The sequence below is a fragment of the Xanthomonas sp. NCPPB 1068 genome, from assembly GCF_041479385.2.
Taxonomy (GTDB): domain Bacteria; phylum Pseudomonadota; class Gammaproteobacteria; order Xanthomonadales; family Xanthomonadaceae; genus Xanthomonas; species Xanthomonas cannabis.
Genome location: NZ_CM192986.1, coordinates 4752687 through 4779227, shown reverse-complemented (window position 1 = coordinate 4779227; position 26541 = coordinate 4752687). Strand labels below are relative to the sequence as shown.

General features: G+C 67.5%; 23 protein-coding genes. 14 read left to right on the top strand and 9 right to left on the bottom strand.

Annotation, left to right across the window (positions count from 1 at the left end; all coding sequences use genetic code 11):
• Window positions 1–167 precede the first annotated feature (167 nt).
• The 3 genes from ACCQ12_RS20200 (at window position 168) to ACCQ12_RS20190 (ending at window position 2711) form a co-directional block, all read left to right on the top strand.
• On the top strand, window positions 168–419 hold the full coding sequence (locus ACCQ12_RS20200; protein WP_047695759.1) for a helix-turn-helix domain-containing protein: 252 nt from the start codon (window positions 168–170) through the stop codon (window positions 417–419).
• The gene (locus tag ACCQ12_RS20195; protein WP_372382574.1) at window positions 416–1693 is read left to right on the top strand and encodes a HipA domain-containing protein; all 1278 of its coding nucleotides are present in this window, start codon (window positions 416–418) and stop codon (window positions 1691–1693) included. Before ACCQ12_RS20200 ends, ACCQ12_RS20195 begins: the two co-directional genes overlap by 4 nt.
• 457 nt (window positions 1694–2150) lie before the next feature.
• Complete coding sequence (locus ACCQ12_RS20190; RefSeq protein WP_372382573.1) at window positions 2151–2711, top strand: hypothetical protein; 561 nt, start codon at window positions 2151–2153, stop codon at window positions 2709–2711.
• Window positions 2712–2998: 287 nt separating this feature from the next.
• Here the strand turns inward: ACCQ12_RS20190 and ACCQ12_RS20185 are convergent, their stop codons facing one another.
• Together ACCQ12_RS20185 and ACCQ12_RS20180 are read right to left on the bottom strand one after the other, a co-directional pair.
• Window positions 2999–4111 (bottom strand): type II toxin-antitoxin system RelE/ParE family toxin, encoded by a 1113-nt coding sequence (locus tag ACCQ12_RS20185; protein WP_039564723.1) that lies wholly within the window; start codon window positions 4109–4111, stop codon window positions 2999–3001.
• Window positions 4098–4304, bottom strand: a complete 207-nt coding sequence (locus tag ACCQ12_RS20180) for a hypothetical protein (protein ID WP_104581773.1) — start codon at window positions 4302–4304, stop codon at window positions 4098–4100. Before ACCQ12_RS20180 ends, ACCQ12_RS20185 begins: the two co-directional genes overlap by 14 nt.
• Window positions 4305–4578: 274 nt before the next feature.
• On the opposite strand from ACCQ12_RS20180, the gene ACCQ12_RS20175 reads away from it, so the two are divergent.
• On the top strand, window positions 4579–5103 hold the full coding sequence (locus ACCQ12_RS20175) for a CcdC protein domain-containing protein (protein WP_372382572.1): 525 nt from the start codon (window positions 4579–4581) through the stop codon (window positions 5101–5103).
• 32 nt (window positions 5104–5135) lie between these two features.
• Here ACCQ12_RS20175 and ACCQ12_RS20170 read toward each other — a convergent pair whose 3' ends face one another.
• The gene (locus tag ACCQ12_RS20170; RefSeq protein ID WP_047695578.1) at window positions 5136–6401 is read right to left on the bottom strand and encodes a phospholipase D-like domain-containing protein; all 1266 of its coding nucleotides are present in this window, start codon (window positions 6399–6401) and stop codon (window positions 5136–5138) included.
• Between the two features lie 192 nt (window positions 6402–6593).
• Here ACCQ12_RS20170 and ACCQ12_RS20165 point away from each other — a divergent pair, with 192 nt between their 5' ends.
• On the top strand, window positions 6594–7139 hold the full coding sequence (locus ACCQ12_RS20165; RefSeq protein WP_372382571.1) for a YdeI/OmpD-associated family protein: 546 nt from the start codon (window positions 6594–6596) through the stop codon (window positions 7137–7139).
• A 112-nt stretch (window positions 7140–7251) separates the two neighbouring features.
• Complete coding sequence (locus ACCQ12_RS20160; protein ID WP_184441811.1) at window positions 7252–8613, top strand: MFS transporter; 1362 nt, start codon at window positions 7252–7254, stop codon at window positions 8611–8613.
• 191 nt (window positions 8614–8804) lie between these two features.
• Here ACCQ12_RS20160 and ACCQ12_RS20155 read toward each other — a convergent pair whose 3' ends face one another.
• From ACCQ12_RS20155 to ACCQ12_RS20135, 5 genes are all read right to left on the bottom strand, one after another.
• Window positions 8805–11129, bottom strand: coding sequence for an FUSC family protein (locus ACCQ12_RS20155; RefSeq protein WP_372382570.1), 2325 nt, complete (start codon window positions 11127–11129; stop codon window positions 8805–8807).
• Complete coding sequence (locus ACCQ12_RS20150) at window positions 11126–12574, bottom strand: efflux transporter outer membrane subunit (protein WP_372382569.1); 1449 nt, start codon at window positions 12572–12574, stop codon at window positions 11126–11128. Before ACCQ12_RS20150 ends, ACCQ12_RS20155 begins: the two co-directional genes overlap by 4 nt.
• Window positions 12571–13500, bottom strand: coding sequence for an efflux RND transporter periplasmic adaptor subunit (locus ACCQ12_RS20145; RefSeq protein ID WP_372382568.1), 930 nt, complete (start codon window positions 13498–13500; stop codon window positions 12571–12573). Before ACCQ12_RS20145 ends, ACCQ12_RS20150 begins: the two co-directional genes overlap by 4 nt.
• Window positions 13497–13706 carry a DUF1656 domain-containing protein gene (locus ACCQ12_RS20140; protein ID WP_372382567.1) on the bottom strand — a complete coding sequence of 70 codons (210 nt, stop codon included), beginning with the start codon at window positions 13704–13706 and terminating at the stop codon, window positions 13497–13499. The genes ACCQ12_RS20145 and ACCQ12_RS20140 overlap by 4 nt, the downstream gene beginning before the upstream one ends.
• An 80-nt stretch (window positions 13707–13786) precedes the next feature.
• Complete coding sequence (locus ACCQ12_RS20135; RefSeq protein WP_039413771.1) at window positions 13787–14242, bottom strand: MarR family winged helix-turn-helix transcriptional regulator; 456 nt, start codon at window positions 14240–14242, stop codon at window positions 13787–13789.
• A gap of 130 nt (window positions 14243–14372) precedes the next feature.
• Between ACCQ12_RS20135 and folE the strand changes: the two genes are divergently transcribed.
• The 5 genes from folE to ACCQ12_RS20110 all read left to right on the top strand — a co-directional run bounded on the left by folE (window position 14373) and on the right by ACCQ12_RS20110 (window position 21971).
• Complete coding sequence (gene folE / locus ACCQ12_RS20130) at window positions 14373–14975, top strand: GTP cyclohydrolase I FolE (protein ID WP_047692703.1); 603 nt, start codon at window positions 14373–14375, stop codon at window positions 14973–14975.
• Between the two features lie 171 nt (window positions 14976–15146).
• Window positions 15147–16616 carry a DUF3375 domain-containing protein gene (locus ACCQ12_RS20125; RefSeq protein WP_372382566.1) on the top strand — a complete coding sequence of 490 codons (1470 nt, stop codon included), beginning with the start codon at window positions 15147–15149 and terminating at the stop codon, window positions 16614–16616.
• Window positions 16603–17316: a DUF4194 domain-containing protein gene (locus ACCQ12_RS20120; RefSeq protein WP_372382565.1), complete on the top strand. Its 714-nt coding sequence runs from the start codon at window positions 16603–16605 to the stop codon at window positions 17314–17316. Before ACCQ12_RS20125 ends, ACCQ12_RS20120 begins: the two co-directional genes overlap by 14 nt.
• Before the next feature lie 67 nt (window positions 17317–17383).
• Window positions 17384–20773, top strand: coding sequence for an ATP-binding protein (locus ACCQ12_RS20115; RefSeq protein WP_184374345.1), 3390 nt, complete (start codon window positions 17384–17386; stop codon window positions 20771–20773).
• A gap of 4 nt (window positions 20774–20777) precedes the next feature.
• On the top strand, window positions 20778–21971 hold the full coding sequence (locus tag ACCQ12_RS20110; RefSeq protein WP_372382564.1) for a Wadjet anti-phage system protein JetD domain-containing protein: 1194 nt from the start codon (window positions 20778–20780) through the stop codon (window positions 21969–21971).
• A gap of 17 nt (window positions 21972–21988) precedes the next feature.
• On the opposite strand, the gene ACCQ12_RS20105 is transcribed toward ACCQ12_RS20110, so the two are convergent.
• Window positions 21989–22768 (bottom strand): sulfite exporter TauE/SafE family protein, encoded by a 780-nt coding sequence (locus tag ACCQ12_RS20105; protein WP_372383668.1) that lies wholly within the window; start codon window positions 22766–22768, stop codon window positions 21989–21991.
• A 313-nt stretch (window positions 22769–23081) separates the two neighbouring features.
• Between ACCQ12_RS20105 and ACCQ12_RS20100 the strand changes: the two genes are divergently transcribed.
• The 3 genes from ACCQ12_RS20100 (at window position 23082) to ACCQ12_RS20090 (ending at window position 26240) form a co-directional block, all read left to right on the top strand.
• Complete coding sequence (locus tag ACCQ12_RS20100; RefSeq protein WP_372382563.1) at window positions 23082–23471, top strand: YchJ family protein; 390 nt, start codon at window positions 23082–23084, stop codon at window positions 23469–23471.
• Between the two features lie 219 nt (window positions 23472–23690).
• On the top strand, window positions 23691–23897 hold the full coding sequence (locus tag ACCQ12_RS20095) for a hypothetical protein (protein ID WP_166744647.1): 207 nt from the start codon (window positions 23691–23693) through the stop codon (window positions 23895–23897).
• Between the two features lie 180 nt (window positions 23898–24077).
• Entirely contained in the window at window positions 24078–26240 is a 2163-nt protein-coding gene (locus ACCQ12_RS20090) for a lytic murein transglycosylase (protein WP_372382562.1), read from the top strand.
• Window positions 26241–26541 lie beyond the last annotated feature (301 nt).

Here is a 26541-nt window from a genome sequence, read left to right as displayed (position 1 = left end):
TTTTCCCTTCGCAACAGCGACTGCTTAAGCTATGAAACTAAAGGGAGCATTAGTTTTGGCCCGGCCTGTAGCTGCTAACGACCAATCTAATGACTGCTTTAGTTTTTACTTGTCACCGTAAAATTGCCGAGGTAATCTAAAGTCCGCTTTAGATTAGGTCATTCGCTATGCGCGTCCCAATCGACCAGGCATCCGACATCGGTACCTATGTCCGTGCAGTACGCAAGGCACAAGGCCTACGTCAGGACGACCTGGCTGCGCTGGCCGGCACCAGCCATGTGGTGCTGGGCAATCTCGAGCGCGGCAAGGACACCGTGCAACTGGGCCGGGTGTTCGAACTGCTGCGGCAATTAGGCATCCAGGTCCAGCTGGATCTGCCGGTGGAACTGCCTGCGCCGGTAGCCAAGCACGCCGAATGAACACCGCCGATGCGCCACGCAGCCTTGAGCTGTGGCTGGAAGAGCGCCGCATCGGGGAGTTGCGCGAGCAAGGCAATCTATGGGCGCTTGCGTACGACCCGGCGTGGCGAATGGACGGCTTCGATCTGTCTCCAGCATTGCCATGTCGCGCGGGCGAGATCGTTGATGGCGGCAGCCAGCGCCCGGTGCAGTGGTTCTTCGACAACCTGCTGCCCGAGGAGGGCGGACGCCGGTTGATCGCCAGCGACGCCGGCATCGACGCGGCAGATGCTTTCGGCCTGTTGCAACGTTTCGGCCCGGAGTCGGCCGGCGCGCTGACTTTGCTCAGGCCAGGCCAGCAACTGCCGCCGCCGGCGCTGCAGCCGCTGAGCGATGTCGCGCTTTCTGCGCGTATTCGCGCCTTGCCTCGGCAACCGCTGACCCATGGCGCACCCAAGCGCATGTCGTTGGCGGGCGCCCAGCACAAGCTGGCGGTGGTGCTGGAGCAGGGGCAGTTGTGGGAGCCGGTGGGCACGGCTGCGTCCACCCATATCCTCAAACCCGACCACGAGCATGTGGACGACTACCCGCACAGCGCGGTCAATGAATGGTTCTGCATGCAGCTGGCCGCTGCCTGCGGACTGCCGGTGCCACAGGTGGCCGTGCGCCGCGTGCCGGAACCAGTGTATCTGGTCCGCCGTTTCGACCGCATCGGCGATGGCCTGCAGGCACAGCGCCGTTATGCGCTGGACGGTTGCCAACTGCTGTCCCTGGATCGTGTTTACAAATACCAGCAAGCCACCAGCAGTAACTTGCGCGCGCTCGAACGCATCAGCCGTATGCCTGCGGCCACGCGCATTGCGTTGCTGCGCTGGCAACTGTTCAATTTCTTCATCGGCAACAGCGATGCCCACCTGAAGAACCTGAGCTTCCTGCGCGGCGCAAATGGCTGGGAACTCGCCCCGCATTACGACCTGCTCAGCACCAGCGTCTACAAGGCCCCCGACTGGGGCTTGGACGAACTGGTTTTCCCGATGGGCACTTCCCACCGTTATGACGCCATCGGCCGGGATGATGTCGCCGCGTTTGGCCACTCCATCGGCGTACCGCCAAAACTGACATTGCGACACCTGGATGAACTAGCCATCGCGATCAGACGGGAATCGCACGTGGTGCTGCAGAGCTACGAACAAGGCGCCACGCATGCAGTCGATCCTGGCGAAGCGCGCTTGCTGCGGCAGATTGTGTTTGGGCCTGTGGTGGATGCGTTGGAAGCGGTGGCAGTGCTACGTTAACTATAGCTGCCATTGGTTCTCACCCTAGTTACGCCAGCTTTGCCTGCGACGCTCGCCTCTCAAAGCTAACCTCGCTCAGTCGCGAAATAGAACCAAATTTCGTGTGCCAAGAGGGGTCATGCCTTGGTGCGGTCTCGATTGATGTCTGATTCGAGCAAGAGGTGTCGCTTTATTTGCTTCCGAAATCCGAGCTGCATCACGCAACGAAGTCGTTGAGACGATTTGCCGGGTTTGCGAGGCGTTGGTCTTCAACGATGCACACACCAGCGGCGTGGCCAGCTGGGTGGCGTAGGTGTGGTGCTCCCACACACACGCACATGGTGTCATCGTACGCAATCGATCATCTGCCGCTTGGCGTTATGCACAGGTGCCGTTGCGACTTCCATTCAAGACGCAAGCGGCAGCCGCGCAAGAGCCACTGCCGACACCTTGCATCGCAGACCAAGGAGTGATCGAAATGAAACGTAAAACCAGTTATCGCGGTGCGCTTGCGGCATGTGGCCTTTCGCTCGTCGCCGCCGCGCTGTGCATGGACGCTGCCGTTGCAGCACCGGTCACCGGAGCGGACAAGGTCACGCTGACCCATGTCTTTGCCACGCTGCAGACGGGCCAGCAGGATCAGAAGCCGGAAGATATTGCGGCCTGTCGCAAGCAGGTGTCGGCACCAGATTCCAAGTATCTGGGGATGACGGTCACCACCAAGTACTCCATCGACGTGCAGTCCAAGATCATGTCTGCTTCCTCCTCGCTGCCCTCTCCGGTTGCCACGCAGCCGCTGGTGCTCACGGTGCCGCTGTCGCCGTTGGGCCTGTCTGGCGAGTATGCCTTCGGGGCATTTCGACCGAGCGCATTGCCCAACGCGTATGTGCTGTTCTCGGTAGGGCTGGATTTCAAGGGGCCGCAGTCGTCCGTGCTGGTGCTCAACAGCGACAAAGCTTACAACTGCCTGGTCACCAGCAATCCGGCGCCGTTCAAAGGGTCACTGGGTACAAAGCTCGGCAAAGACCAGGGGACGTGATGGCTGCAACCGCCGGCTAATTGACGAACGGGCTGAAGACATCTTCGGCTCGTTCGGTTGCTGCTTTCAAAAAAGGTGCGTCAGAAATAGGCGCCAAAATGCCGGTTTATCATCGCGCGCTCCAGCTCAATTCCACGGGTTAATGACCTCCAATGCCATCGCCTCAAACGGGGCCGTGTCGCGAGTGGCAACGGCCAATCCTTGCGCGGCCGCTGTCGCAGCGATATAGGCGTCGGCGCGCCCGAGCGTAAGCTCAGTGGAATCCGGGCCCAACCTGGCCCCACCCCTCACCGATACGGCCCCGGCCCGCGCCACACCGGTTCGCCCTGCTTGTAGACCTCCATCATGTTGATGACCTCGCGGGCGTCGCCGATGGTCTTCAGCTCCGGGGAATCCGGCGGCAGCAGGCGGCATTTGCTGGAGCCGCGTTTGAGGGCGACCTCCAGCGGGCAGACCATGCGCTGCTGGGTGCCGGGCAGGATGATGGCGATTTCCTGCATGCCCTGTTCCTTCCACACCCGCAGCTGGGTTTCGCTGCGCACGTCGTAATAGACCTGGAAGCCACCGATATCCAGGCTGGGCTGGGCGTTGTTGCGGTCGCGGCGGCGGCCTTCGCTGATGGTGGGCGTGTAGGCGGTGCCGTCTTCGGCGGCATCGGCGGGTTCGTCGAGCATGCCCGGTGGGCGGCCGGTCCAGGTCTCGGGGCGACGCTGCGGCGGCGACGACGGTTCGGCCGGCGGTTGCGGTGGGGTGGGGCGCTGCACGGGGCGGGTCTGGCGCTGCTCGGTCAGGCCGCCACGGCGGGTGTTGCCCGCCGGCGGCACCGGGTTCCTGGCGTTCTGGACCAGGGTGGACTGCACCGGCGAGGCGGCCGGCGGCGGCTGCACCGGGGCCGGGGTCTGCGAGGGCGGCGTGGGAGTGGGCGAGGGCGTGGGTTGCTGCGGCTGGCTGGTGTCGCCGACAAAGTCCACCTTGGTGCGGCCACCGCTGGGCGAGCCCTGCGGCGGGGTGACGGTGGGGGTGGAGGCCGACAGCAGGATCAGCAGCATCAGCACGTGCAGCAGTGCGCTGATCAGCGCGGCGATCCACGGCTCGATGCGTTCGATCAGCGGCTCGGTGCGCGGCAGCCAGTCGCTGGCATCGAGGTGGACATGCAGCAGTTGCAGCGCGTCGTCGCGCACGCGGTAGACCAGCACGTACGGGGTTTGCCTGACCACCCACTCGCGAGTGCCAGGCACCCGGCCGGCACGGCCACGGCCGGGCTGCTCGGCCAGCGTGCGGGTGGCTTCCAGCACCTGCCGTCCCATGGCGGCGGCCGCGGCCGGGTTGAGCGCGTGGTAGTGATCCTGGGCGTGGGCAAGCTGCTTGGCGGCCGGGACGGTCCAGTCACGCCGTAACATCAACGCCCCACCTGGCGAACAGTGCGCCGACCTGCGCCGGTGCGGCAAACGCGCCCTGCTCTGCGGCGGCAATGCCGTCCTGCACCGCAGCCTGGAAGCTGGCATCGCCCACGATGCGGACCACGTCGTCCCAGCCGGCCGTGTCGGGCAGCGTGTCGATCAGCGTGTGGGCGTCTTGCTTGATGGCGGACATGGCACTGCGGTGGGGGAACACTGCGCGCAAGTCTACCTGTGCCGCTCCGGTTCGCGTGTGGCAACCGCCGGCGCGCGTTTGCGGCGTTCACCGGCCGGGGCGGGAACGCACCCGCTGCGGTGGTCTACGTGCGCACAGCCCGGCGAGACGGCGGCTTGCCGGCGACCGGCCGCCACGCCGCCGCCTGCAGAAAGTGACACTTGGCACCTTGTTCGCGCCGGTGGCTGGTTTCATTCTGCGTCGGTCGCTTCAACCCACCCGCAAAGGAACCGCCATGCCCGCCGCTGCCATCGCACCGCTGACGCCGTATCTCTCGATGGCCGCCATTGGCTACCTCTACTACCGGCGCATCCGGCGCAGCTTTGGCCGCCAGCAGTGGAAGCCGGCGAGCACGGCAGTGCGCAGCGTGGTGCTGATCGTCGCGGCCGCGGCGCTGGCGTATGCGGTCTACGGCTTGCCGCAGGTGCGGGCCGGCATTGCCGTGGGCACGTTGGTGGGCATGGGGCTGGGTGCGCTGTCGCTGCGCTATACGCATGCCGAGTGGGTGGACGGGCGCGGCTGGTATACGCCCAACCCCTGGATCGGCGCTGCGTTGATGCTGGTGTTGCTGGGCCGGCTGGCCTGGCGTTGGGCCTCGGGCGCCTTCGGCCAGGGCGCGTCGGTGGCCGGTTCGCAGGCCAGCGCGCTGACCCTGGGCATCGCCGCGGCGCTGGTGCTGTATTCGCTGGTCCACGTGGGCGGGGTGTGGTGGCGCCTGCGCCAGCTGCGTCTGCAGGCCGGAACTACCGCGCCGCTGTGAGGCGGTGTTGCTGACCGCGGACGCCGTGCGCACTACACCTGCGAGCGGAACGGGAATACCAGCTTCTCGCCCAGCTTCTGTCGCAGTGGGCGTGCGCGCCACCGCTCCAGCGTGTAGCGCTCGGCGCGTTGCAGGTCGGCCTCGAACACCTCGGTCATGCGCGCGGCCAGGGTGCGGTCGTAGACGTTCAGACTGGCCTCGTCGTTGAGGCGGAACGAGCGGATGTCGAAGTTGGTGGAGCCCACCGACACCAGCAGGCCGTCGATGATCAGCAGCTTGGTGTGCAGCATGGTGGGCGTGTATTCGTGGATGGCGATGCCGGCCTGCAGCAGCGGCTCCCAGCTGGCCTTGGAGGCCAGCCGCACCGAGATCGCATCGATATGCTTGCCGGGCAGCAGCACGCGGATGTTGACGCCGCGGCTGCGCGCTTCCAGCAGCGAGCGGGTGATCAACGCATCGGGCACGAAATACGCTGCAGCCAGATCGATGGACGTGCGCGCCGCGGCAATGGCGATCAGGTACATCAGGTGCATGCTCTCGCTGCCGCCGGCGGGCGAGGCCACGAACAGCTGCGCATCGCTGTCGCCGGCCGGTGCCAGCTCAGGGTAATACTCGGCGCCGTTGAGCACGCGACCGGTGCTCTTGATCCAGTTGTCGTTGAAGGCCGCCTGCACCTGCGCCACCACCGGCCCTTCGATCCGGTAGTGCGAGTCGCGCCAGTGGTCCGGGTCCTGCGCATCGCCCATCCACTGGTCGGCCACGCCCACGCCACCGGTGAAGCCGAGACGGCCGTCGATCACCAGCAATTTGCGATGCGTGCGGTTGTTGACGCGATGCAGGTTGTACCAGGTCAGCGGACGGTAGCGATGCACTTCCACGCCGGCCTCGGTCATCTCCTCCACCAGTGACGGGTCCATCTTCAAGCTGCCGCCCCAGTCGATGGTGACGCGCACCTTGACCCCGGCGCGCGCGCGCGCGGACAGCGCCTCGCTGAACTCGCGACCGATCTCGCCTGACCAATAGATATAGGTCTCGAAGGTGATGGTGTGCTGCGCGCCGCGGATGGCGGCCAGCATGGCCGGAAAGATCTCGCGCCCGTTCTGCAGCACATCGATCTTGTTGCCGGGCAGGATCGCCGGCCCCAGCAACACCGACATCTCGCGCTTGAACTGCGGGTCGGACACGTCATAGCAATGTCCGGGAATGTGCTGGAGCTTTTTCTCAGGCGTGGCGAAGTTGAGCGCCAGCAGCCCCATCACCAACGTGATGACGACCGTGGCCACGATGATCCATGTCATGCATCCAACTCCGGTTCCCCTGCCATTGCGGCCACAAGCGGCCGGCATTCTGGCAAGGCGGACGGCATGGGGGGCGTGAAGGGTGCGGGCATGGATGAGGAAGACCAGTAGCATCGCGCCGGCGTAAAACGCGGCGCGTTGCGACCGCTGTGTCGCACTCAATCGTAGGGGCAAGGCACGCACCTGCACGATATGCGACCTCGACAAGGCCGCCGCGTTGCGCTGCATGTGGTCGGTCCTGCAGCGCTGCCTGTGGGGATCTTGCGGTGCTATGGTCCGCAGCATGGTCAACGCCGTTGCCACCATCTGCTGCAAGGCGACGTTGCGGGCACCCTGGCCGGGCAGCGCTTGCAGGCGACCCTGCAGCCGGACGGGCAGGGTGGGCATTGGCTCAGGGTCGATCACGCGCTGCAGCAGGCGGCGGGCGTTGCGGCCGGGCAGACGGTGGCACTGGAGATCGCGCCGGTGGACGTGGAACCCGAGCCGGTCGTGCCGGACGATCTGCACGCCGCACTGGCCGCGCATCCGGCCGCGCGTGCGACCTGGGATGACATCACCGCAGTGGCGCGGCGCGACTGGATCTTCTGGATCGTCTCGGGCAAGAAGGCCGACACGCGGGTCAGGCGCGTCGCCACCGCCTGCGACATGCTCGCGGCCGGCAAGCGGCGTGCGTGCTGCTTCGATCGCTCCGGGATGTACAGCAAATCGCTTGCGGCGCCGACCCCAAAAGCGGACTGAAGCGAGCTGCCTGGCATGCGCTGTGCCGCTGTATATGCGCCGAAATGCTTACATGCGTCACACAAGCGCGCACCTATACTTCGGGGCTGTCCCACCCAAGAGAATCCACCGCATGAGCGCACCCCCATCGTCTCCGATCGCCGCCGGTTCTGGCGCAGCACCCGGTAGCCTTCGCCGCTCGGTGTCCAATACGCTCAAGGGATCGGCCGGCAATCTGGTCGAGTGGTACGACGTCTACGTCTACTCGGTGTTTGCCACGTATTTCGAATCGCAGTTCTTTTCCAAGGAAGACAAGAACGCCACCATGTTCGTGTGGGCGATCTTTGCGATGACGTTCTTGATGCGCCCGATCGGTGCGTGGTACTTCGGCCGTTTCGCCGACCGTTACGGCCGCCGCCTGGCCTTGACCATTTCGGTCTCGATGATGGCGCTGTGCTCGTTCGTCATCGCGGTGACGCCGACCGTGTCCACGATCGGCATCGCCGCGCCGATCATTTTGCTGCTGGCGCGCCTGCTGCAGGGCTTTGCCACCGGTGGCGAGTACGGCACCAGCGCAACCTATATGTCCGAAGCGGCCATTCCGGGCCGGCGCGGGTTCCTGTCCTCGTTCCATTACGTCACCCTGGTCGGTGGGCATGTGCTGGCGCAGGCCACCTTGCTGGTGATGCTGCATTTCTTCGATGCGTCGCAGGTGTCGGCGTGGGGCTGGCGCGTGGCATTCGGCCTGGGCGGTATCGGAGCGCTGGTGGTGTTCTGGCTGCGCCGGACCATGGACGAGTCGTTGAGCTCCGAATCCATCGCCGATTCGCGTACCGGCAAGGCCAGGGCCTCCGGTTCGATGCGCGAGCTGTTCGTCAATCAGTGGCGTCCGCTGCTGTTGTGCTTCCTGATCACCGCCGGCGGCACGATCGCGTTCTACACCTATTCGGTAACCGGGCCGAAGATGATCCAGACCGCGTTCGCCGGTGGCGACGTGATGGCCGGCACCATCATCAACCTGGTGGCGCTGACGGTGTTGATGCTGATGCAGCCGGTGGGCGGCTGGTTGTCGGACATCGTGGGGCGCAAGACCCTGCTGGTGTTCTTCGGCATCGGCGGCGTGCTCTATACCTGGTTCCTGGTGATGGAACTGCCCAAGCAGACCGACTGGCTGACCGCGTTTGCGATCCTCACCGTGGGCTTTGTGATCCTGACCGGCTACACCTCGATCAATGCGGTGGTGAAGGCGGAATTGTTCCCCACCCATGTGCGTGCGCTGGGCGTTGGCCTGGGCTATGCACTGGCCAATTCCGCGTTCGGCGGGACCGCGCCGTTGCTGTACCAGGCCTCGTTGAAGACCAACCATGTGAGCGAATTCGTGATCTACGCAACAGCGGTGATCGCGGTGTCGCTGGTGGTCTACATGTTCTTCCTGACCAACAAGGGCAGCAACTGGCTGGACGACGAAGCGGCGATGCATCAGCGCAAGCGCTGAGGCATCGCCCTTCTCCCGTCGGGAGAAGGTGCCCCGAAGGGGCGGATGAGGGTACGAGCGAAGCCTGGTGACATTGAATACGCACGAGGCTTTGCCCCGTACCCTCACCCCAACCCCCGCTCCGCGCCCCGGCCCGCGCCAGCAGCGCGGGCGCTCCAAGGCACGCGCGCCAGTGGCGCGCAAGCAGTGCCTTATCGCCCCGAGGGGAGAGGGGCTAAAGCAGACGGCTCGTGCTTGATGTCTTCGCGTCGCTGTACTGTCTCTGCAAACAGGCTGTAACGCAGCCCGATCAACCCCAATAGCGCTTCGTCGCGATACGTGCCCGCTGGCACCTTGTCCACACGCGTCAGCGATACATCCAGACGATCACGCAAAGAGTTGGGCCCCGGAAACGGCCGCTTGTGCGCCACCTGCTGCCGATAATGCGCCGCAACCTCGGCCAGAATCGCGTCCACTGCATCAATGCTCGGCTGCGGCAACCCATGCCGCGCGCTGCGTAGTTGCAGGATGTTCAAGCCCACGCGCACTTCGTTGAGCATATCCACCGAGGCCAGGTCGCTGCCTTCCGGGGTCAGTGCCAGCCGCGGTGCGAGCAGGCCGAGCAGGTCCAGCATGCGGGCGGCAAAGTGCTGCCGGTCCTGCGTGCCATGGCCCTCTGCCGCAGCGGCCAGCGTGCGCCAGCCCTGGCGCACCAGCCGGCGTGCGCTCCATTCGGCGCCGACCGAGCGGAACAGCCGCGTCAGCACCACGGCAAAACCAATACCGAGCACCATGGCCACCGCGGCGTTGACGAAGCTCTGGATATTGGCGTTGTAGGTGTTCTGCAGGCTGAGCAGGGCGGTGAGGTTCACCACCAGCGGCAGCGCGATCAGCATGCTGGCAGGGCGGTGCAGCAGCGCGCCCAAGGGCAGGAACACCACCGCCAGCAGCAGCACCAGCATCGGGAAATCGTGGATGGCCGGAAAGATGCCGAACAGGTAGATACCGGCCACTACGCTGGCCACCACCGCCCAGGTCAGGAACGACAGCATGCTGGGCGCGGGGTCGTCCTGCGCGGCGAAGAACGCGGCCGTCACCGCCGCCATCATGGCGCCGTTGCCGCCGCCCTCCCAGCCGATGCCGATCCACAGCACGCAATACGCCATCAACGCGAAGCCGGCACTGGCGGCGGAAAACGCGACCATGCCGAAATCGATGTGGCGCGTGGTGCCGCCGCGTGCAGGCACATCGGCGGTGTCGCTGCGTAATCCGCGCAGGCGTTGCAGCAGCGAGGTGCGCGTGTGCGGAGGTGTGCCGGGTTCGGGCGGCGCGCCTGCGACCGGTCCGGCCGAGGCAGCCGTCGCAGCGTCGCTGCGTGAACCCGCCGGGCGCTGCGACGAGGCGCGCACGCGCCAAGCTGATCCGGTTGCGCTCCGCACCGCGGCGGCCCGCTCGGGTGAGGCGGCCGTCGCGGCCGGTATCGCGGTCGCCGGTCTTGCCGTATTCGGCATTGCCCGCAGCGCTGCGGGCGCCGTGCCTCGTACCAGGGCCTGCTCCAGCGCGCGGCAGTCCTGCCAGAGGTCGAGCAGTTCTTCCAGGCGCAGCAACAGGCTGGCCAGCAGCAGATGCGCGATGTGTTGATCCACCGGGGGGCGCAGCGCGGCGATGCGGGCGCGCAAGGCATCGACGTCGATGGCATCGGCCTTGGCGCCGTCGCAGGGATCCACCCAGGCCACAACATCGTGCAGGAGCGCGGCCAGCTCAGGCTGGGCGGTGGTGTCGCCGTGCAGCGCATCCAGCCGGTCGGTGATCGAGGACAGCACCGGCAGCAGCATCAGCATGCGTGCGCGCAGCTGCTCCAGCGCGGGGGCGGCACCGGCATGACGCGGGTCGTCGTGCCGCACGAAGGCGATCAAGGCCTCGAACTGCACCAGGTCGGCCGCCAGGCGGTTGCGCGGTGCGTGCGCGGGGCCGCGCTGCAGCACCTGCCGGCACCACTGCGCCGCGTCCTGCATCCAGTTGCCGATGCGTGCGGTGAGCATCGGCCGCACCGACGCAGGGAACACCAGCGCGGCAAACAGCACCGCCATCACCGTGCCCAACACGATCTCTTCGCTGCGCGCCACCACGGTGTCGAAGATGCCTTCCGGTGCGGTGACCGCCGGGAAACCGATGAAGGCGGTGGTGTAGCCGGCCAGCAAAAACGCATAACCGCGCGGGCCGCGATTGAGCAGCGCCAGGAACAGGCAGGCCGAGAGCCACAACGCCATCGCCGCGCTCAGCAGCAAGGGCGTTTCCACCAGATTCGGCAGCATCACCAAGGTTGCCGCGCCGGCCAGCAGCGTGCCGAGCACGCGGTACACGCCCTTGGCGCGGGTGGGGCCGAGCAGCGGCTGCGAGACGATATAGACCGTGGCCATCGCCCAGTACGGCCGCGACAGGTTGCCGGCCAGTGCAACGTACAACGCCGCAATCGAGGCAGCGAACGTCCTGGCCGAAAACAGCCAGGCCTGGCGGTCGCGCAGCAGGGCAGTCATCGTGCGGCCGTCGTGGCGGCGGCGTCCCACCCGCCACCCAGGGCCAGGAACAGCTGCAATTGATCCTGCGAGACCTGCGCCTGCGCATTGGCCAGCGTCATGTCGGCGGTAGCCAGGGTGCGCTCGGCATCCAGGCTGGACAGATACGGCGTGCGCCCACCCTGATACAGCCGCCGGTTCTGCGACGACGCCAGCTCGGCCTGCTGCTGCGCCTGTTCCAGCAGGTGCAGGCGGTCCAGATCCTGCGCGTAGCGCGACAGCGCGGTCTGCACCTCGCGCAGTGCCTGCAGCACGGTGTTGTCGAATTGCGCCAGCGCCGCGTCGGCGCCGGCTTCGGTGGCGCGTACGCGGGCACGCGCACCGCTGGAAGGCAGCGTCCAGGAGATCAGCGGGCCGAACGACCATGCCTGCGTGGCCGGCTCGCCGATGTCGGCCAGCAGGCCGGTGGCGCCGATCGAACCGCCCAGGCGGATGTCCGGATACAACTCGGCAGTGGCCACGCCGATGCGCGCGGTGGCGGCGGCGAGCCGGCGCTCGGCCTGGCGCACATCAGGGCGGCGCGCCAGCAACGCGCGGCCATCGCCGATCGGGATGGGCCGTTGCAGGGCGGGGGCGTGGTCGCAGCTGTCCACGCCGCCCGGCACCTCGCTCGGTGTCTTGCCCAGCAACGCGGCCAGTTGATAGCCGGCGGCCTGGCGGCGCGCGCGCAATGGCGGCAGTGCCGCTTCCAGCATCGCCACCTGCGCGGTGGCACGTGCCAGATCCGGCGGTGTGCCGCGGCCGGCAGCGATCAGGCGCTGGGTGATCTGGCGGCTGCGCTGCTGCAACTGCAGCGAATGCTCGGCCACGTGCAGCTCGTGATTGGCGTGGCAGATCTCCACATAACTGCCGGCCACCTGCGCGGCCACGTTGACGCGGGCCAGGTCGATCGCCGCCTGGGCCACCTGCGTATCGGCGTGCGCGGCCTCGGCACCGCGCTGCAGCTTGCCGAACAGATCGAACTGATACGACACCCCGACCTTGCCATCGGCCAGGTTGAACACCGGCAGCTTTTCCTGCTGCAGGAACGCCTCGGCCGAGACCTGCGCGCGGCTGACGCCGGCGTCCACCTCGTAATCGAACCCACCGGCATCCAGCGCCTGTTCGTACACCGCGGCGGCGCGCCGCAGGTTGGCGCCGGCCACCTTCAGCTCGACGTTGTCGCGCAGGGCCTGTTCGACCAGGGCATCGAGCATCGGGTCCTGATACAGCGCCCACCAGCGCGCCGGCAGCGCAACGCCGGGCTGCACCTGGTCGTTGCCGGTGTCGACAAACGCGGCATTGGCCGCCGGCCGCTGGTAGGCCGCATTGTCCGGCAGTGCGTAGTCGGGGCCGACCGTGCTGCAGGCACTCACTGCAGTCAGCGCGGCCGCCAGGCCGAGATGGCGAAACACGGCGCGTTTCATGGCGCCGCCTTGGCCTGCACGCGGGCAGGCGCGGCGGCCGGGGTCGCATTGGCTGTGGCTGTGTCGGGCAGAATGCTCACCGTGGCGGTGCGCCCGGCGATCAGCTGCACCTGCGCCGGCACCCGATCCAGCACGATGCGCACCGGGATGCGCTGCGCCAGCCGCACCCAGTCGAACGCAGGGGTGACATTGGGCAGCGCACCGGCGCTGCCGCTGCGGTAGCGGTCTTCGATGCCGGCGGCGATGCTCTGCACATGCCCATGCAGCGTGACCGGCTCGCCCATCAGGTGCACGTCCACGCGCTGGCCGGGGTGCACGCCCTGCAGGCGGGTTTCTTCGAAATAGCCATCGACGCGGAACGAGCCGGTGTCCAGCACCGCCACCACCGGCCGCCCGGCGCTGACGTAGTCGCCCACGCGCACGGTGCGGTCGCTGACATGGCCATCGGCCGGGCTGCGCACCTGGGTGCGGTCCAGGTTGAGCTGGGCCAGGTCCACCGCCGATTGCGCCGTGGCCATCGCGGCCTGGGCCTTTTGCACGTTGGAACGGCGCACCTCGGCATCTTCGGCGGCGACCAGGTCCTGCAGGCTGCGGTCGCGCGCGATCTCGCGGCGCAACTGGCTCAGCGTGGCCTGGCGCTCGGCCAGCGCAGCGCGCGCCTGTTCCAGCGCGATCGCATAGCGCGCGCGGTCCACCACGAACAGCAACTGCCCGCGCCTGACCGGTTGGTTGTCGGCCACGGCGACCGATTCCACCAGCCCGGACACATCCGGCGCCACCTGCACCACGTCGGCACCCACGTGCGCATCGCGCGTCCACGGCGCGTCCATGTAATAGCGCCACAGGTGCTGCAGCACCAACGCAGCCACCACCACCATTGCCAGGGTCAGCAGCGCCGGCCCGGCAGTCTTGATCAGCTTTTTCACGTTTGCATCCACCGCATGAGAGAAAACAGGCCGCCCAGCAGCGCGATGTACAGCGCCAGGTTGAACAGCGCCGGGTGCCAGATGTAGCGGTACGCGCCCGCGCGGGTCAGCAGCGCGCCGATCGCGCTGTTGAGCAGATACGCCAGCGTCATCAACGCCAGCAGGGTGGGAACGAACACACCGTAGAGACTGAACTCGCCGTACATCGGGCCTACCTGGAAAGGGAACAACGCTGCCCGGCAGCACCTGGCGTGCCGGCCAACCGCAAGCGCATACCGCCGTACGCTTAGTCGGACTGCCCCAGCCGCGCATGCGCCTGGGCGATCTGCTCCCACAGCGTCAGCACGGTCTGCACCTGCGCCTCGCTGAGCGCACCGAAGACCTCGGCGCGCAACGCGTCCAGGCGCACCTCGATCTGCCCGGCCAGCGCCTGGCCCGCAGCGGTGAGCCAGAGCTGGTTGGCACGGCGGTCGCTGCTGTCGGCTTCGCGCCGGACCAGGTCCTGGGCGGCCAGCTTGTCCAGAAGCCGCACTAGCGAGGGGCCTTCCATGCCCAGCTGCTGGGCCAGCGCCACCTGACGGATGCCGCCGCCGGAGCGGCCGATCATCAGCAATGGGCCGGTGCATGCACTGGACAGCCCGAAGCTCTCGAAGGCCTGGTCGGCCAGCCGTTGCCATTGGCGGGCGGCGACCAACAGGCCGGAACTGAGCTGGGCGCGCGGGGATGCAGTGCTGATCGTCATAATAGTTAGGATGCTATCAATTCAACAATGAATCAATAGTCACTGAACCCGCGGCAGCGGCCGCAACCGGTGCTGGGGCCGTCGGCCCGTCCTCGGGTACCATGCTCGCCCCCTTTGGGTGCACCTGCGCATGAGCCAGTCCGACCAGCCCGATTCCTCCGTCACCCAGGCCCAGGCCGAAGAGGCCGTGCGCACCCTGCTGCGCTGGGCCGGCGAAGACCCCTCCCGAGAAGGCCTGCTGGACACCCCGCGCCGGGTGGCCGAAGCCTATGGCGACTGGTTCAGCGGCTACCGCGAAGAACCGCGTGCCTACCTGGAACGCACCTTCGAGGAAGTGGCCGGCTACGACGAGCTGATCGTGCTGCGCGACATCTCCTATGAAAGCCATTGCGAGCACCACATGGCGCCGATCATCGGCAAGGTGCACGTGGGCTACCTGCCGCGCGGCAAGGTGGTCGGCATCAGCAAGCTGGCCCGCGTGGTGGAAAGCTATGCGCGCCGCTTCCAGGTGCAGGAAAAGATGACCGCCCAGATCGCCCAGTGCATCCAGGACGTGCTGCAACCGCGCGGCGTGGGCGTGGTGGTGGAAGGCGCGCACGAGTGCATGACCACCCGCGGCATCCACAAGCGCGGCGTCAGCATGGTCACTTCCAAGATGCTGGGCAGCTTCCGCGAAGACGCGCGCACCCGCGCCGAATTCCTGCAGTTCATCGAAGTGGGCGGCAAGCGTTGAGGCAGCCGCAGCGCGGTCGCGGTGCAACGTCTGGCCACGGGCGTTTGGAGCATGGTCGGGAGCACCGCTGATGGTGGCCTGCGTACGCCGGCACGCCCTTCGCGCATCACCGCTGCCGGGCGTTGATGGGCGGTATTTGCCGTGGCTCGACGTGAGCGTCAGCATAGCGGCATGAAACATCTCGCCCGGATCGCCCGCTATCGCACCTTGCGTGAGAGCCCGTTGTGGAAACTGCTTGCCGCCGATCATGCGCCGGAAGTGATCGGCTTGCTGCAGTCGTTGCTGCTGGACGGTGAGCGCCTGCTCCCGGCGGCGGTCCTGCACGAACGCCTGCAGCGCATGCTCGACGAACTCAACGCCGAACAGCTTGCACGCGACCTGCCGCGCACCGCCCAGGCCTATGTGGCGCACTGGCTGGCACAGGGCTGGCTGGAGCGTCACCTTCCCGAGGGCGCGCAGCAGGAGCAGTTCGAGCTGTCCACCCAGGCCGCGCAGGCGATCCGATTCGTCGATGGGCTGGAGCACAGCCGTGGCGCGGCAACCGAGAGCCGGTTGGCGTTGGTGATGCAGCAGCTGGCCCAGTTGGCCGCCTTGACCGAGACCAACCCGGATGCACGCCTGTCGGCGCTGCGCGATGAGCGCGACCGCATCGATGCGGAGATCGCGCGGGTGGCTGCCGGCAAGGTCGCCTCGCTGGACGGCAAGCGCGCGCTGGAACGCACCCGCCAGGTGATTGCGCTGGCCGATGAACTGACCGAGGACTTCCGCCGCGTGCGCGACGACTTCGAGCAGCTCAACCGGCAATTTCGCGAACGCATCATCGACGACGAGGGCGAGCGCGGCGACGTGCTGACCCGGCTGTTCGAAGGCGTGGACGTGATCGGAGACAGCGATGCCGGACGCAGCTTCCAGGCGTTCTGGGCGCTGCTCAACGACGCCGAACAGAGTGCGCAGCTGGATGCGGCCCTGGAGACCGTGCTGGGGCGTACCTTCGCGCGCAAGCTGGACCGGCGCGAACGCAGCTTTCTGCGCGGGCTCACCGCGACCATGCTCGAGCGGGGCGGGCAGGTGCACGATGTCATGCAGCATTTCGCGCGCAGCCTGCGTGGTTTTGTGCAGAGCCGCGGTTACCTCGAACAGCGCCGGCTCAACCGCCTGCTCAAGCAGGCGCAGGCCGATGCGCTCAGCCTGCGCGAGCACGTACCGGCGCAGCGCCTGATCGGCCGCGATCTGATGCTCACCACCAGCCGGCTGCGCTCGCTGGCGCAATGGCGCCTGCACGACCCGCGTCAGCAGCAGGTCGATGGCAACATCCAGCGTAACGAGGCAGCGGCCATCTCACTGGACAGCGTGGGCGATCTGGTCGCGCAGTCGGAGATCGACTTCCGCAGCCTGCGCCGCGATCTGTTCGAGCTGCTCGACGCCCGGCCGCAGGTTTCCATCGCCCAGGCACTGGAGCAGCGCCAGGCCACCCAGGGGCTGGGCAGCGTCATCGGCTATCTGTCGCTCGGCACGCGCCACGGCGTGGTCGACGCCAACCAGTTCGAACTGGCGCACTGGCGCGGCAACGATGGCCAATGGCGTCGCGCGCGCATTCCGTTGATCTGGTTTACCCGGGAGAAACGCCATGAACTGGCCTGAGCACGACCACGGACATGATCCGGACGAGATCGACGCCGCCGCCGCCGCCGCGCTGGCCGATCCGTCACCGACACCGGCCAACGGCCTGTTTCCGGGCGACACCGGGCAGCTGCCGGTCGAGGCGCGGCGGGCGCTGTGCCAGTTGCTCAGCGGCCCCAGCGTGGACGCACAGCGGCATGGCCGCCTGTGGCCAGCCTTGCTGCGGAGCGAGGCGGCAATCCGCAGCGCCCTGGCCGAGCTGTTCCTGGAACTGGTGCTCGATCGCGACACCGGCATCGCCTTCACCCGCCAGGCGGACACCGGCGAGCTGGAGACGCCGGTGCTGCTGCGTTCCTCGCCGCTGACCTTCATCGACTCGGTGCTGCTGCTGCATCTGCGTCAGCAACTGGCCGACGCCGACGCGCGTGGCGTGCGGGCGGTGGTGGAAGACGCAGAGCTGAGCGATGCATTGGCCGTGTACGAAAAGAATCTCTCCACCGACCGCGCCGGCTTCCTGCGCCGGGTGGCCACGGCGGTGCAGAAGATGAAGGACAACCACGTGCTCACCCGGTTGCGCGGCGACGAGGCGCGCTATGAAGTGTCGCCCGCACTCAAGCTGCTGTTCTCGGCCGAAGATGTCGCGGCGCTGGGGCAGGTCTATCGCCAACTGCGCGAAGGCCCGGCAGACAACGACACCGACGCCCCGACCGCGCGTACCTAGCGCAGTGGGTGCCGTGTCGCTCCAGCACCCGCCTGCGCTTTTTTCTGCACATTCTGGACAGTAACCGATGACTTCCGCCGCCTCTTCCAGCCTGTTCGGCAACGACCTGCCCGACCCGCGTCTGCAGCAATTTCGCATGCGGCGTCTGCAGGTCTACAACTGGGGCACGTTTTCCGGCCTGACCGAAGTGCCGATCGCCGAACGCGGCTTTCTGTTCGTCGGTCGCTCCGGCTCCGGAAAATCCACCTTGCTGGACGCGATGTCGGCACTGCTCACCCCACCCAGCATCGTCGACTTCAACGCCGCCGCGCGCGAGGCCGAGCGCAGCGGCCGCGACCGAAACCTGGTGTCGTATGTGCGCGGCGCCTGGGCCGACCAGCAGGACAGCGCCTCCGGCGAAATCGCCACGCAATACCTGCGCAAGGGCGCCACCTGGACCGCACTGGTGCTGGAATACCGCAACGGCGAAGACCGCGTGGTCAGCCTGGTGCGGCTGTTCTGGATCGCCGGCAGCAGCGCGGCCACAGCTGACGTGCAAAAGCACTACATGGTGGCCGAGCGCGCTTTCGACGTGGCGCAGGACCTAGCCGGCTTCGACCTGGATCGGCGCAAGCTCAAGCAGCGCCTGCAGGACGTGCATCACTTCGACAGTTTCGCCGGCTACGCCGAACGCTTCCGCCACCAGCTGGGCATCCACAACGAGATGGCGCTGCGGCTGCTGCACAAGACCCAGTCGGCCAAGAACCTGGGCGATCTCAACGCGTTTCTGCGTGGCTTCATGCTCGAAGAACCCAAGACCTTCGATGCGGCCGAGCGCCTGGTCGGCGACTTCGCCGAACTGGACGGCGCCCACCATGCGGTAGTGACAGCGCGGCGGCAGGTGGAGACCCTGCTGCCTGCCCGCACCCACCATGCCGAGCTGCTGCAGCTACGCCGCCAGCGCAGCGAACTGGAAGAACTCAAACTCGGCATCGATGCCTATCGCGAACAGCGCCGTCTCGCACTGCTGGATGCACGCCTGCAGGAACTGGACGTGCAGGATCGTGGACTGGCTGGCGAAGAAGGCCAACGCCGGGCGGCCCTGGACAACCACACCCGCCATCTGGACGACCTGGAGGCGCAGCGCCGCGCCCAGGGCGGCGAACGCATCGATGCGCTGGAGCGCGAACAGACCCAGCTGCAGGCCGAGCGCGATCGCCGCGCCGCCAAGCGTGCGCAGGCCGAGCAGGCCTGCCGCGCACTGGAACAGGCACTGGCCGGCAGCGCGCATGGCTTTGCCGAACAGACCGCCCAGGCACGCGTGGCGCTGGAAGACGGCCAGCGTCTGGCCGCCGAACGCGACGAGGCGATCAGCGCACGCATGGCCGCCAAGCACGACGACAGCAAGCGCTTTGTCGAGGTGCGCGCCGAGATCGAGGCGCTCACCCGCCATCCTTCCAATATCCCCGCCCCGATGCAGAGCCTGCGCGCGCGCCTGAGCGCCGACACCGGCGTGCCCGAGGCGGCGCTGCCGTTCGTCGGCGAGCTGATCCAGGTGCGCGAGGACGCAGCGGCCTGGCGCGGCGCCATCGAACGCGTACTGCATGGATTTGCGCAATCGTTGTTGGTGGACGAGCGCCATTACGCCGAGGTCGCCGACTGGGTCAACCGCACCCACCTGGGCACGCGGCTGGTGTATTACCGCGTGCGTGGCAACGAGTCGGCGCTGAGCGGGCGCGAACCCGGCGCCGCCTCGCTGCTGCACAAGTTGCAACTGCGCGAGCATGCCTTCGCCAGCTGGCTACGCCGCGAGCTGGGCAAACGCTTCGATTACGACTGCGTCGACAGCGCCAAGGCCTTGCGCCACGCCGAGCGCGCCATCACGCGCGAGGGTCAGGTCAAGCATCCGGGCGAGCGCTACGAAAAGGACGACCGTCATGCCGTGGGCGATCGCCGCCGCTGGTTGCTGGGTTTCGACAACCGCGACAAGCTGGCGCTGTTCGAACGCGAAGGTCAGGAGCTGGCGCAACGCATCGCCGCCTGCGACGCCGAGGTGGCCGATCTGCGCGCACAGCGCGAGCGCGACGGGACGCGCCGCCTGGCCTACAACACCCTGGTCAATCTGAGCTGGGAAGAAATCGATGTTGCCGCCTCGCTACAGCGGTTGAGCCAGATCGCCGACACGCTGCAGCAACTGCGCGAAGGCGATGCCAACCTGCGCGCGCTCGGCGAGGCGATCGATCGCACCCGTGCCGACATCGCCCAGGCCACGCGCACCTATGAGGACGTACGCAAGGAGCGCATCACCCTGGGCGCCGAGCGCAGCCGGCTGGAAAAGCAGCAGCTCGAATGCGCCGACGCGCACAGCCGTGTCGTCACCCCCCTGCAGCAACAGGGTCTGGCCGAGCGCCTGCAGACGCTCGGCGAGGTGAGCCTGGACACGCTGCAGGAGCGCTTCCGTCATCTCGAACGCGGCCTGGATGCACAGCTGGCGCTCAGCAAGGACGAACTCACCCGCCTCGAGCAACTGCTGCTCGGCTGCTTTCGCCGCTATTGCCAGCAATGGCCCGAAGACAGTGGCGACTTCACCGTCAACATCGGCAGCGCCGACGATTTCCTCGCCCGCCTGCAGCGCCTGGAACGCGATGGCCTGCCGCAGCATGAGGCACGTTTCTTCGATCTGCTGCAGAGCCAGAGCAAGAACAACCTGCTTGCCTTGCAACGGCATACCGCCGAGGCGCGCAAATCGATCGCTCAGCGCCTGGACGAGGTCAATGCCAGCCTGGAACAGGTGCCGTTCAATCACGGCACCTTGCTGACCATCGAATTGAGCGACCGCCGCCTGCCGGAGGTGATCGAATTCCATCAACGCCTGCGCGATGTGCTCGGTCACCACCAGACCGAACAGCGCGAGGTGGCCGAACAGCAATTTTCCGTGCTGCGCGAGCTGGTGGGCAAACTCGGCTCGCAGGAGGGCGAAGACAAGCGTTGGCGCGAGCTGGTGCTGGACGTGCGCCTGCATGTGGAATTCGTCGGCGTCGAACTGGACGCGGCCACGCGGCAACAGGTGGAAATCTACCGCAGCGGCGCCGGCAAGTCCGGCGGTCAGCGCCAGAAGCTGGCAACCACCTGCCTGGCGGCGGCGCTGCGTTACCAGCTCGGCGGCGAAGACGGCGAACTGCCGCGCTACGCGGCCGTGGTGCTGGACGAAGCCTTCGACAAGGCGGATAACGAATTCACCGCGTTGGCGATGAATATCTTCGAAAATTTCGGCTTTCAGATGGTGGTGGCCACGCCGTTGAAATCGGTGATGACGCTGGAGCCCTTCATTGGCGGCGCCTGTTTCGTGGAGATCAGCGGCCGTCACGATTCAGGCGTGCTGCTGATCGAATACGACGAGCAGTCGCGCCGGCTCAGGTTGCCCGAGCGCACCCGTCGCGGCGCAGCTGACACCGATGCGGTGACCGGGCAGGACTGAGCCGATGGCCCGCGCCCACTGCATGCTGCTACCGCCTGCCGCGCTGCAGGCCCTGCGCGGGCAATGGCAACGCCACCGTGGCGACTGGCTGATCGGCGCGGCGGCACCGCGGCCGATCGCCCTGCATCCCCCCACCCAGGCCCAGGCCAGCGCACAGTTCGATGCCTTCGGCGCATGGTTGCGGGCCTGGCAGCGAGCCGGGCTGCCGGGGCGCTTGGAGATGCGGCACGTGTCCTGGCCGCAATTGGGGCCGCAACAGCTGCCGCAGACCTGGGTGTGCGCTACCCCGGCCGAGGCCGCCGCCGCGCTGCAGGAACACGAGCGCTGGCAGCGTGCCAGTGCACGTTGCGCCAGCCTGTTGCAGCGTTGGCCGGACGCGGTCGGGCTGGCTGCGCGTCTGCGTCGCCAGTTCGATCTGCTGGCCGACGGTGCGCAGACCGAGATCGAGCGGATGGCCGATGTCGTCGACTGGCTGCACCGTCACCGCGACAGCGGCCTGTTCCTGCGTCAGCTGCCGATCGCCGGCATCGACAGCAAATGGGTGCATGCCCATCGCGGCATCATCGCCGACTGGCTGGGCGGGCTGCGCGGATTGACCGAACCGCGTAGCTTCGACAGCCTGTCCGGCTTGCGCAAGGCGCCCGACCGCGTGCGCCTGCGTCTGCTCGACCCTGCGTTATGCGCCCAGGTTGGCGGCTTGAACGATCTGACCGTGCCGATCGATCAACTGGCCGCGCTGCGCTTGCCGATCACGCGCATGCTGATCGTCGAAAATCTCGAAACCGGCCTGGCCTGCGAATTCTTGCCAGGGACCGCAGTGCTGATGGCCCGAGGTTACGCGCTCGATTATGTGCGCAGCGTCGGCTGGCTGCGCGCAATGCCGTTGTTCTATTGGGGTGACATCGACACCCATGGCCTGGCGATCCTGCATCGGCTCCGCCTGCATGCCCCGCAGACCCGTGCCGTGTTGATGGATGAAGCCACCTTGCGCGCCACGCCTCGCGCGCTGTGGGGCCACGAACCACGGCCGCACCGTGCGCACCGCCTGGCCGCGCTGACGGCCGATGAGCAGGCGCTCTATACCGGCCTGCGCGATGGCAGTTTCGGCGCCGCACCCAGGTTGGAGCAGGAACGTATCGACTGGAGCTACGCCTGGCCGCGCGTGCAGGCTGCGCTGACTGCGCCAACCCGGTTGTAGCCGCAGCGCGTCGGTCCTCAGTGCAGCAGATCCCAGCCCATCTTGCCGATCAGCACGATCACCAGCACCAGGAATAATTTGCGGATCAACGGCGTGCCACCGCGTAACGCCATCCGCGTGCCGGCCACCGCGCCGGCCACGTTCGCTACCGCCATCGGGATACCGATGGCCAGCATCACCTGCCCGCTGGGCAAAAAGAACGACAGCGCTGCCAGATTGGTGGCCAGGTTCATCACCTTGGCCGCCGCCGAAGCACGCAGGAAATCCAGCCCGAAAAAGCGGATGAACAGGAAGATCAGAAAGCTGCCCGTGCCCGGGCCGAAGAACCCGTCGTAGAAGCCGATTGCGGCACCCATCGCCAATGCGGTGGCCAGTTCGCGCCGGCCGATCCGGCGTGGCCGATGCAGCGCGCCGAAGTCCTTCTTGATCAGTGTGTAGATCAACATCGCGATCAGCAGCACCAGAATCAGCGGCCGTACCGCCTGCTTGGGCATCAGGCTGACGGCGGTCGCGCCCAGAAACGAAAACGTAAACGCCGCCACCGTTGCATACAGCACCGGCCGCCACGGAAAGCGCACAGTGCGCGCATACCGCCACGCCGACGCACCGGTGCCGAACATTGCGCTGAACTTGTTGGTGCCCAGAATCAGCGACGGCGCCTGCTGCGGCAGCGTCGCAAACAGGCCCGGCAACTGGATCAACCCACCGCCACCCACCGCCGCATCCACCAGCCCGGCAACGAATGCGATGCACAGCAGCCAGGGCAATTCGGTGGGAATCAATTCCAGCAAGGCCACGCTCCGCACAAGAGGGGCCACAGCATAGCGAGTGCACCGAAGTCGCGCGCCGCAGTAAAAGCTACGCGGAATCGCGGCAGGTGTAGCCGCGTCGGGAGTTGCAGTATCAGCATCAGCAGTAGCGAGCCGATGCCTGCCCCGTGTCACCCACGCAAACGCCAATGGAGACCGTGCAACATCAGATCACGGCATCCAAAGCCGCTCTCCCCGCGGGAGAGGGGTTGGGGTGAGGGTACGGGGCGGAGCCTCGTTGTTCGATCAGAGGCTGCTAAACAACGCCCCAATCCCCAATCCCATCCCGCACAATCCCCGCATGCCAACCTCCACACCCACCGACCCCTGTCCCTGCGGCCGCCCCGCCAACTACGCGCAGTGCTGCGGCCCTTACCACGCCGGCGCCGCCGCGCCCGACGCCGAGACCCTGATGCGCGCCCGCTACAGCGCCTATGTGCGCCGCGATACCGCCTACCTGCTGGCCAGCTGGCATCCGTCCACGCGCCCGCCGGAGCTGTCGCTGGACGAAGGCGGGCGCACCACCTGGCTCGGCCTGACCGTACAGCGCGCCCTCGCGACCGGCTTGGACACCGCCGAGGTGATCTTTCTGGCGCGCTATCGCATCGGTGGCGGCAGCGCGGTGCGCATGACCGAACACAGCCGTTTCATGCGCGAAGCCGGCCACTGGTACTACCTCGACGCGCGCTGAGCACGACCCGGGCCAGTCGCTAACGCAGCCCAAGCAACCCCAACCACGTCTGCACACCCGCGCAGCCAACCGACCCGTCCGCACCCCAACGCGTTGCCCAGAAGCCCGGTTCAGCCCGACGAACGGCATCCAGACCCGCCGTTTGTCGACGCCACGTTCGCAGCCGATCCCGGAAGCTTGCCGCGCTGGCGAACTCCGCCGCGGGGTGGGACTCGGATCATGGCAACCTTCAATCTCTGGCAATGGGTGCTCCTGGCGGCGGTCGTGTTCGCGGTTGTGTTGCCCGCCTGCGTGGCCACTGCACTGATTCGCTTCGGCCCGCGCCACGATGCCCCGCGCCGCGCCCGTACGCGCCGGGTGGCCGATGGCGCCGCATCGGCGCCGGCCCTGTCGCTGCTGACCGGGGTCACCGGGGACGGCAGCTAGGCCCGTCGGGCCGACGGCAATACCGGTGGCTTCGACTGCTGCGGGCTCCACCTCGCTACGCATGCCCTCGCGACCACCTGCACGCCCGCAACCAGTCAGGTTGGCTATGCTCGGCGGCTCGACCAGCCGCGCAGGAGCCCTCCACCGCATGACGTCTGCCCATCCGCTGGCCACCGCGCCATGACGCTGCCCCGGCGCGCACTGCCGTTATTGATGGGACTGCTGCCGCTGGCTGCCTATGCCGACCCGGCCTTCGACCGTTGCCTGGCCAGCCTGCAGACCCAGGCCGCGGCCAAGGGCGTGGACGCCGCCAGCTTCCAGCGCTTCACCACTGGCCTGGCGCCCGATCCCAGCGTGCTGCCGCTGCTGGACGCGCAACCGGAGTTCACCACACCGATCTGGGATTACCTGGCTAGCCTGGTGGACAGCCAGCGTGTCACCGACGGCCAGGCCATGCTGGTCACCCACCATGAGCTGCTGACCCGCCTGTCCGAACAGACCGGCGTGGACCCGGCCACCATCGTCGCGGTGTGGGGCGTGGAAAGCGACTACGGCCGCGTTACCGGCAAGCGCCCGCTGCTGGTGTCGCTGGCCACGCTGGCGTGCGAAGGCCGCCGCCAACCGTTCTTCCGTGGCGAATTCCTCGCCTTGCTCGGCCTGCTGCAGCAAGGCGATCTGTCCGCCGATGGGCTCACCGGCTCCTGGGCCGGCGCGTTCGGGCAGACCCAGTTCATGCCCTCGACCTACGCCCGCATCGCGGTGGATGGCGACGGCGACGGCCGCCGTGATCTGGTCGCCAGCATTCCCGATGCACTGGCCTCCACCGCCAACTATCTGGTCAAGGCCGGCTGGGAGCGTGCCCGCCCCTGGGGCATGGAAGTCACGCTGCCGCGCGGCTTCGACGCCAGCAAGGCCGGCCGCACCCGCCGCCAACCGCTGCAAGCCTGGCAAAACGCCGGCCTGCTCGGCACCGATGGCAAACCGCTCGCCCCGGCCGGCCTTCCGGCAGACACTCCCGCCGCCGTGCTGCTGCCGGCCGGCGCCACCGGCCCGGCGTTCCTGGTGTTCCGCAACTACGATGCGATCTACGCCTACAACGCCGCGGAAAGTTACGCGCTGTCGATCGCGCTGCTGGCCGACCGCCTGCGCGGCGGCCCCGGCCTGGTCGCCGCGTGGCCCACCGACGACCCCGGCCTGGGTCGCCCGGAACGGCGCGAACTGCAGCAGTTGCTGCTCGCCCGCGGTCACCAGATCGGCGAAGCCGACGGCATGGTCGGCAGCGCCACCCGCCGCGCCATCCAGGTCGAACAGACCCGCCTGGGCCTGCAACCGGCCGACGGTCGCCCCGGCCAGCGCATCCTCACCGCACTGCGTGCCGCCCCGGCGCTCACCGGCATGGCCGCAATACGCGCCACCGCATTCAAGCTGCCGGCCGCGTACCCCGCCTTCGCCCAATCCCCCATCGTCCACAAGGCATCCTCCATGTCCGACACCACCGGCCTGACCACAGGCGATTTCCATGGTTTCCCATCGTTGCTGATCGACACCCCGTTCTCCACCGCCGCCATCAGCCTGTTTGGCGGCCAGCTGCTGTCGTTCGTGCCCAAGGGCGGGCAGGACGTGATGTGGCTCTCGCCCAGCGCCCAGCAGCCGCCCACCCCGATCCGCGGCGGCGCGCCGGTGTGCTGGCCGTACTTCGGCCGCCAGGACCAGACCGGCGATGTGCCCGCCCATGGCTTCGTGCGCACGGTGGCGTGGCAACTCACCGAGAGCCACCGCGAGGACGACGGCACCGTGGTGCTCACGCTCACCCCGCCGCGCTTCGACGACCTGGCGCTGCGCCTGCGCATGACACTGCGCATCGGCCGCACCGTGGAGCAACGCCTGATCACCGAAAACACCAGCGCCGCCGCGGTGCGTTTCACCCAGGCGCTGCACAACTATTTCCGCGTCGGCGATGCGCTCAAGGTCAGCGTGCAGGGCCTGGACGGGCTGGATTACCTCGATAAATACGAAAACTACGCCACCGCCCACCGCCAGCAGGGCGACTGGAGCCTGCGCGACCCGCGCGACCCCGGCCGCAGCGACCGCATCTACACCAACGCCGGCGGCCGCTACACCCTCACCGACCCGGTACTCGGCCGCTGCATCGTCATCGCCACCGAAGGCAGCCGCTCGCTGGTGGCCTGGAACCCGGGCGAAGAGGCCGGCAAGAAGATGGCCGACGTGGGCGAGGGCTGGCGCGACTACGTCTGCCTCGAAGCGGCCAACGCCGGCCCCGACGTCATCGAACTCGCCCCCGGCGCCAGCCACACCCTGACCCAGACCATCAGCGTCGAATAGCCAACCACCGGTCGCCCGGCGGCACGCTGTCTTCTCCGCCAGCGGGAGAAGACAGGTATCTGGAAGCATCCAGCGCCGGCCCCGACGTCATCGCGCCCTCTCACCACCAGCCCCACCCAGCCCCAGCCTCTCAGCCTCAGCCTCAGCCCCTCAGCCCGGGACCCAGCCCCTCAGCGTCCAAGAACCACCACCGGTCGCCCGGCGGCGCACTCCCTTCTCCCGCTAGCGGGAGAAGGTGCCCGAAGGGCGGATGAGGGGAGGGCACCCCAGCCAACCCACCATCAACGCCACTCGCCAGGCA

Bases quoted from the DNA above. Each gene is read 5' to 3' on its own strand.
- ACCQ12_RS20200 (WP_047695759.1), top strand. From the start codon at position 168: ATGCGCGTCCCAATCGACCAGGCATCCGACATCGGTACCTATGTCCGT.
- ACCQ12_RS20195 (WP_372382574.1), top strand. From the start codon at position 416: ATGAACACCGCCGATGCGCCACGCAGCCTTGAGCTGTGGCTGGAAGAG.
- ACCQ12_RS20190 (WP_372382573.1), top strand. From the start codon at position 2,151: ATGAAACGTAAAACCAGTTATCGCGGTGCGCTTGCGGCATGTGGCCTT.
- ACCQ12_RS20185 (WP_039564723.1), bottom strand. From the start codon at position 4,111: ATGTTACGGCGTGACTGGACCGTCCCGGCCGCCAAGCAGCTTGCCCAC.
- ACCQ12_RS20180 (WP_104581773.1), bottom strand. From the start codon at position 4,304: ATGTCCGCCATCAAGCAAGACGCCCACACGCTGATCGACACGCTGCCC.
- ACCQ12_RS20175 (WP_372382572.1), top strand. From the start codon at position 4,579: ATGCCCGCCGCTGCCATCGCACCGCTGACGCCGTATCTCTCGATGGCC.
- ACCQ12_RS20170 (WP_047695578.1), bottom strand. From the start codon at position 6,401: ATGACATGGATCATCGTGGCCACGGTCGTCATCACGTTGGTGATGGGG.
- ACCQ12_RS20165 (WP_372382571.1), top strand. From the start codon at position 6,594: ATGCGACCTCGACAAGGCCGCCGCGTTGCGCTGCATGTGGTCGGTCCT.
- ACCQ12_RS20160 (WP_184441811.1), top strand. From the start codon at position 7,252: ATGAGCGCACCCCCATCGTCTCCGATCGCCGCCGGTTCTGGCGCAGCA.
- ACCQ12_RS20155 (WP_372382570.1), bottom strand. From the start codon at position 11,129: ATGACTGCCCTGCTGCGCGACCGCCAGGCCTGGCTGTTTTCGGCCAGG.
- ACCQ12_RS20150 (WP_372382569.1), bottom strand. From the start codon at position 12,574: ATGAAACGCGCCGTGTTTCGCCATCTCGGCCTGGCGGCCGCGCTGACT.
- ACCQ12_RS20140 (WP_372382567.1), bottom strand. From the start codon at position 13,706: ATGTACGGCGAGTTCAGTCTCTACGGTGTGTTCGTTCCCACCCTGCTG.
- ACCQ12_RS20135 (WP_039413771.1), bottom strand. From the start codon at position 14,242: ATGACGATCAGCACTGCATCCCCGCGCGCCCAGCTCAGTTCCGGCCTG.
- folE (WP_047692703.1), top strand. From the start codon at position 14,373: ATGAGCCAGTCCGACCAGCCCGATTCCTCCGTCACCCAGGCCCAGGCC.
- ACCQ12_RS20125 (WP_372382566.1), top strand. From the start codon at position 15,147: ATGAAACATCTCGCCCGGATCGCCCGCTATCGCACCTTGCGTGAGAGC.
- ACCQ12_RS20120 (WP_372382565.1), top strand. From the start codon at position 16,603: ATGAACTGGCCTGAGCACGACCACGGACATGATCCGGACGAGATCGAC.
- ACCQ12_RS20115 (WP_184374345.1), top strand. From the start codon at position 17,384: ATGACTTCCGCCGCCTCTTCCAGCCTGTTCGGCAACGACCTGCCCGAC.
- ACCQ12_RS20110 (WP_372382564.1), top strand. From the start codon at position 20,778: ATGGCCCGCGCCCACTGCATGCTGCTACCGCCTGCCGCGCTGCAGGCC.
- ACCQ12_RS20100 (WP_372382563.1), top strand. From the start codon at position 23,082: ATGCCAACCTCCACACCCACCGACCCCTGTCCCTGCGGCCGCCCCGCC.
- ACCQ12_RS20095 (WP_166744647.1), top strand. From the start codon at position 23,691: ATGGCAACCTTCAATCTCTGGCAATGGGTGCTCCTGGCGGCGGTCGTG.
- ACCQ12_RS20090 (WP_372382562.1), top strand. From the start codon at position 24,078: ATGACGCTGCCCCGGCGCGCACTGCCGTTATTGATGGGACTGCTGCCG.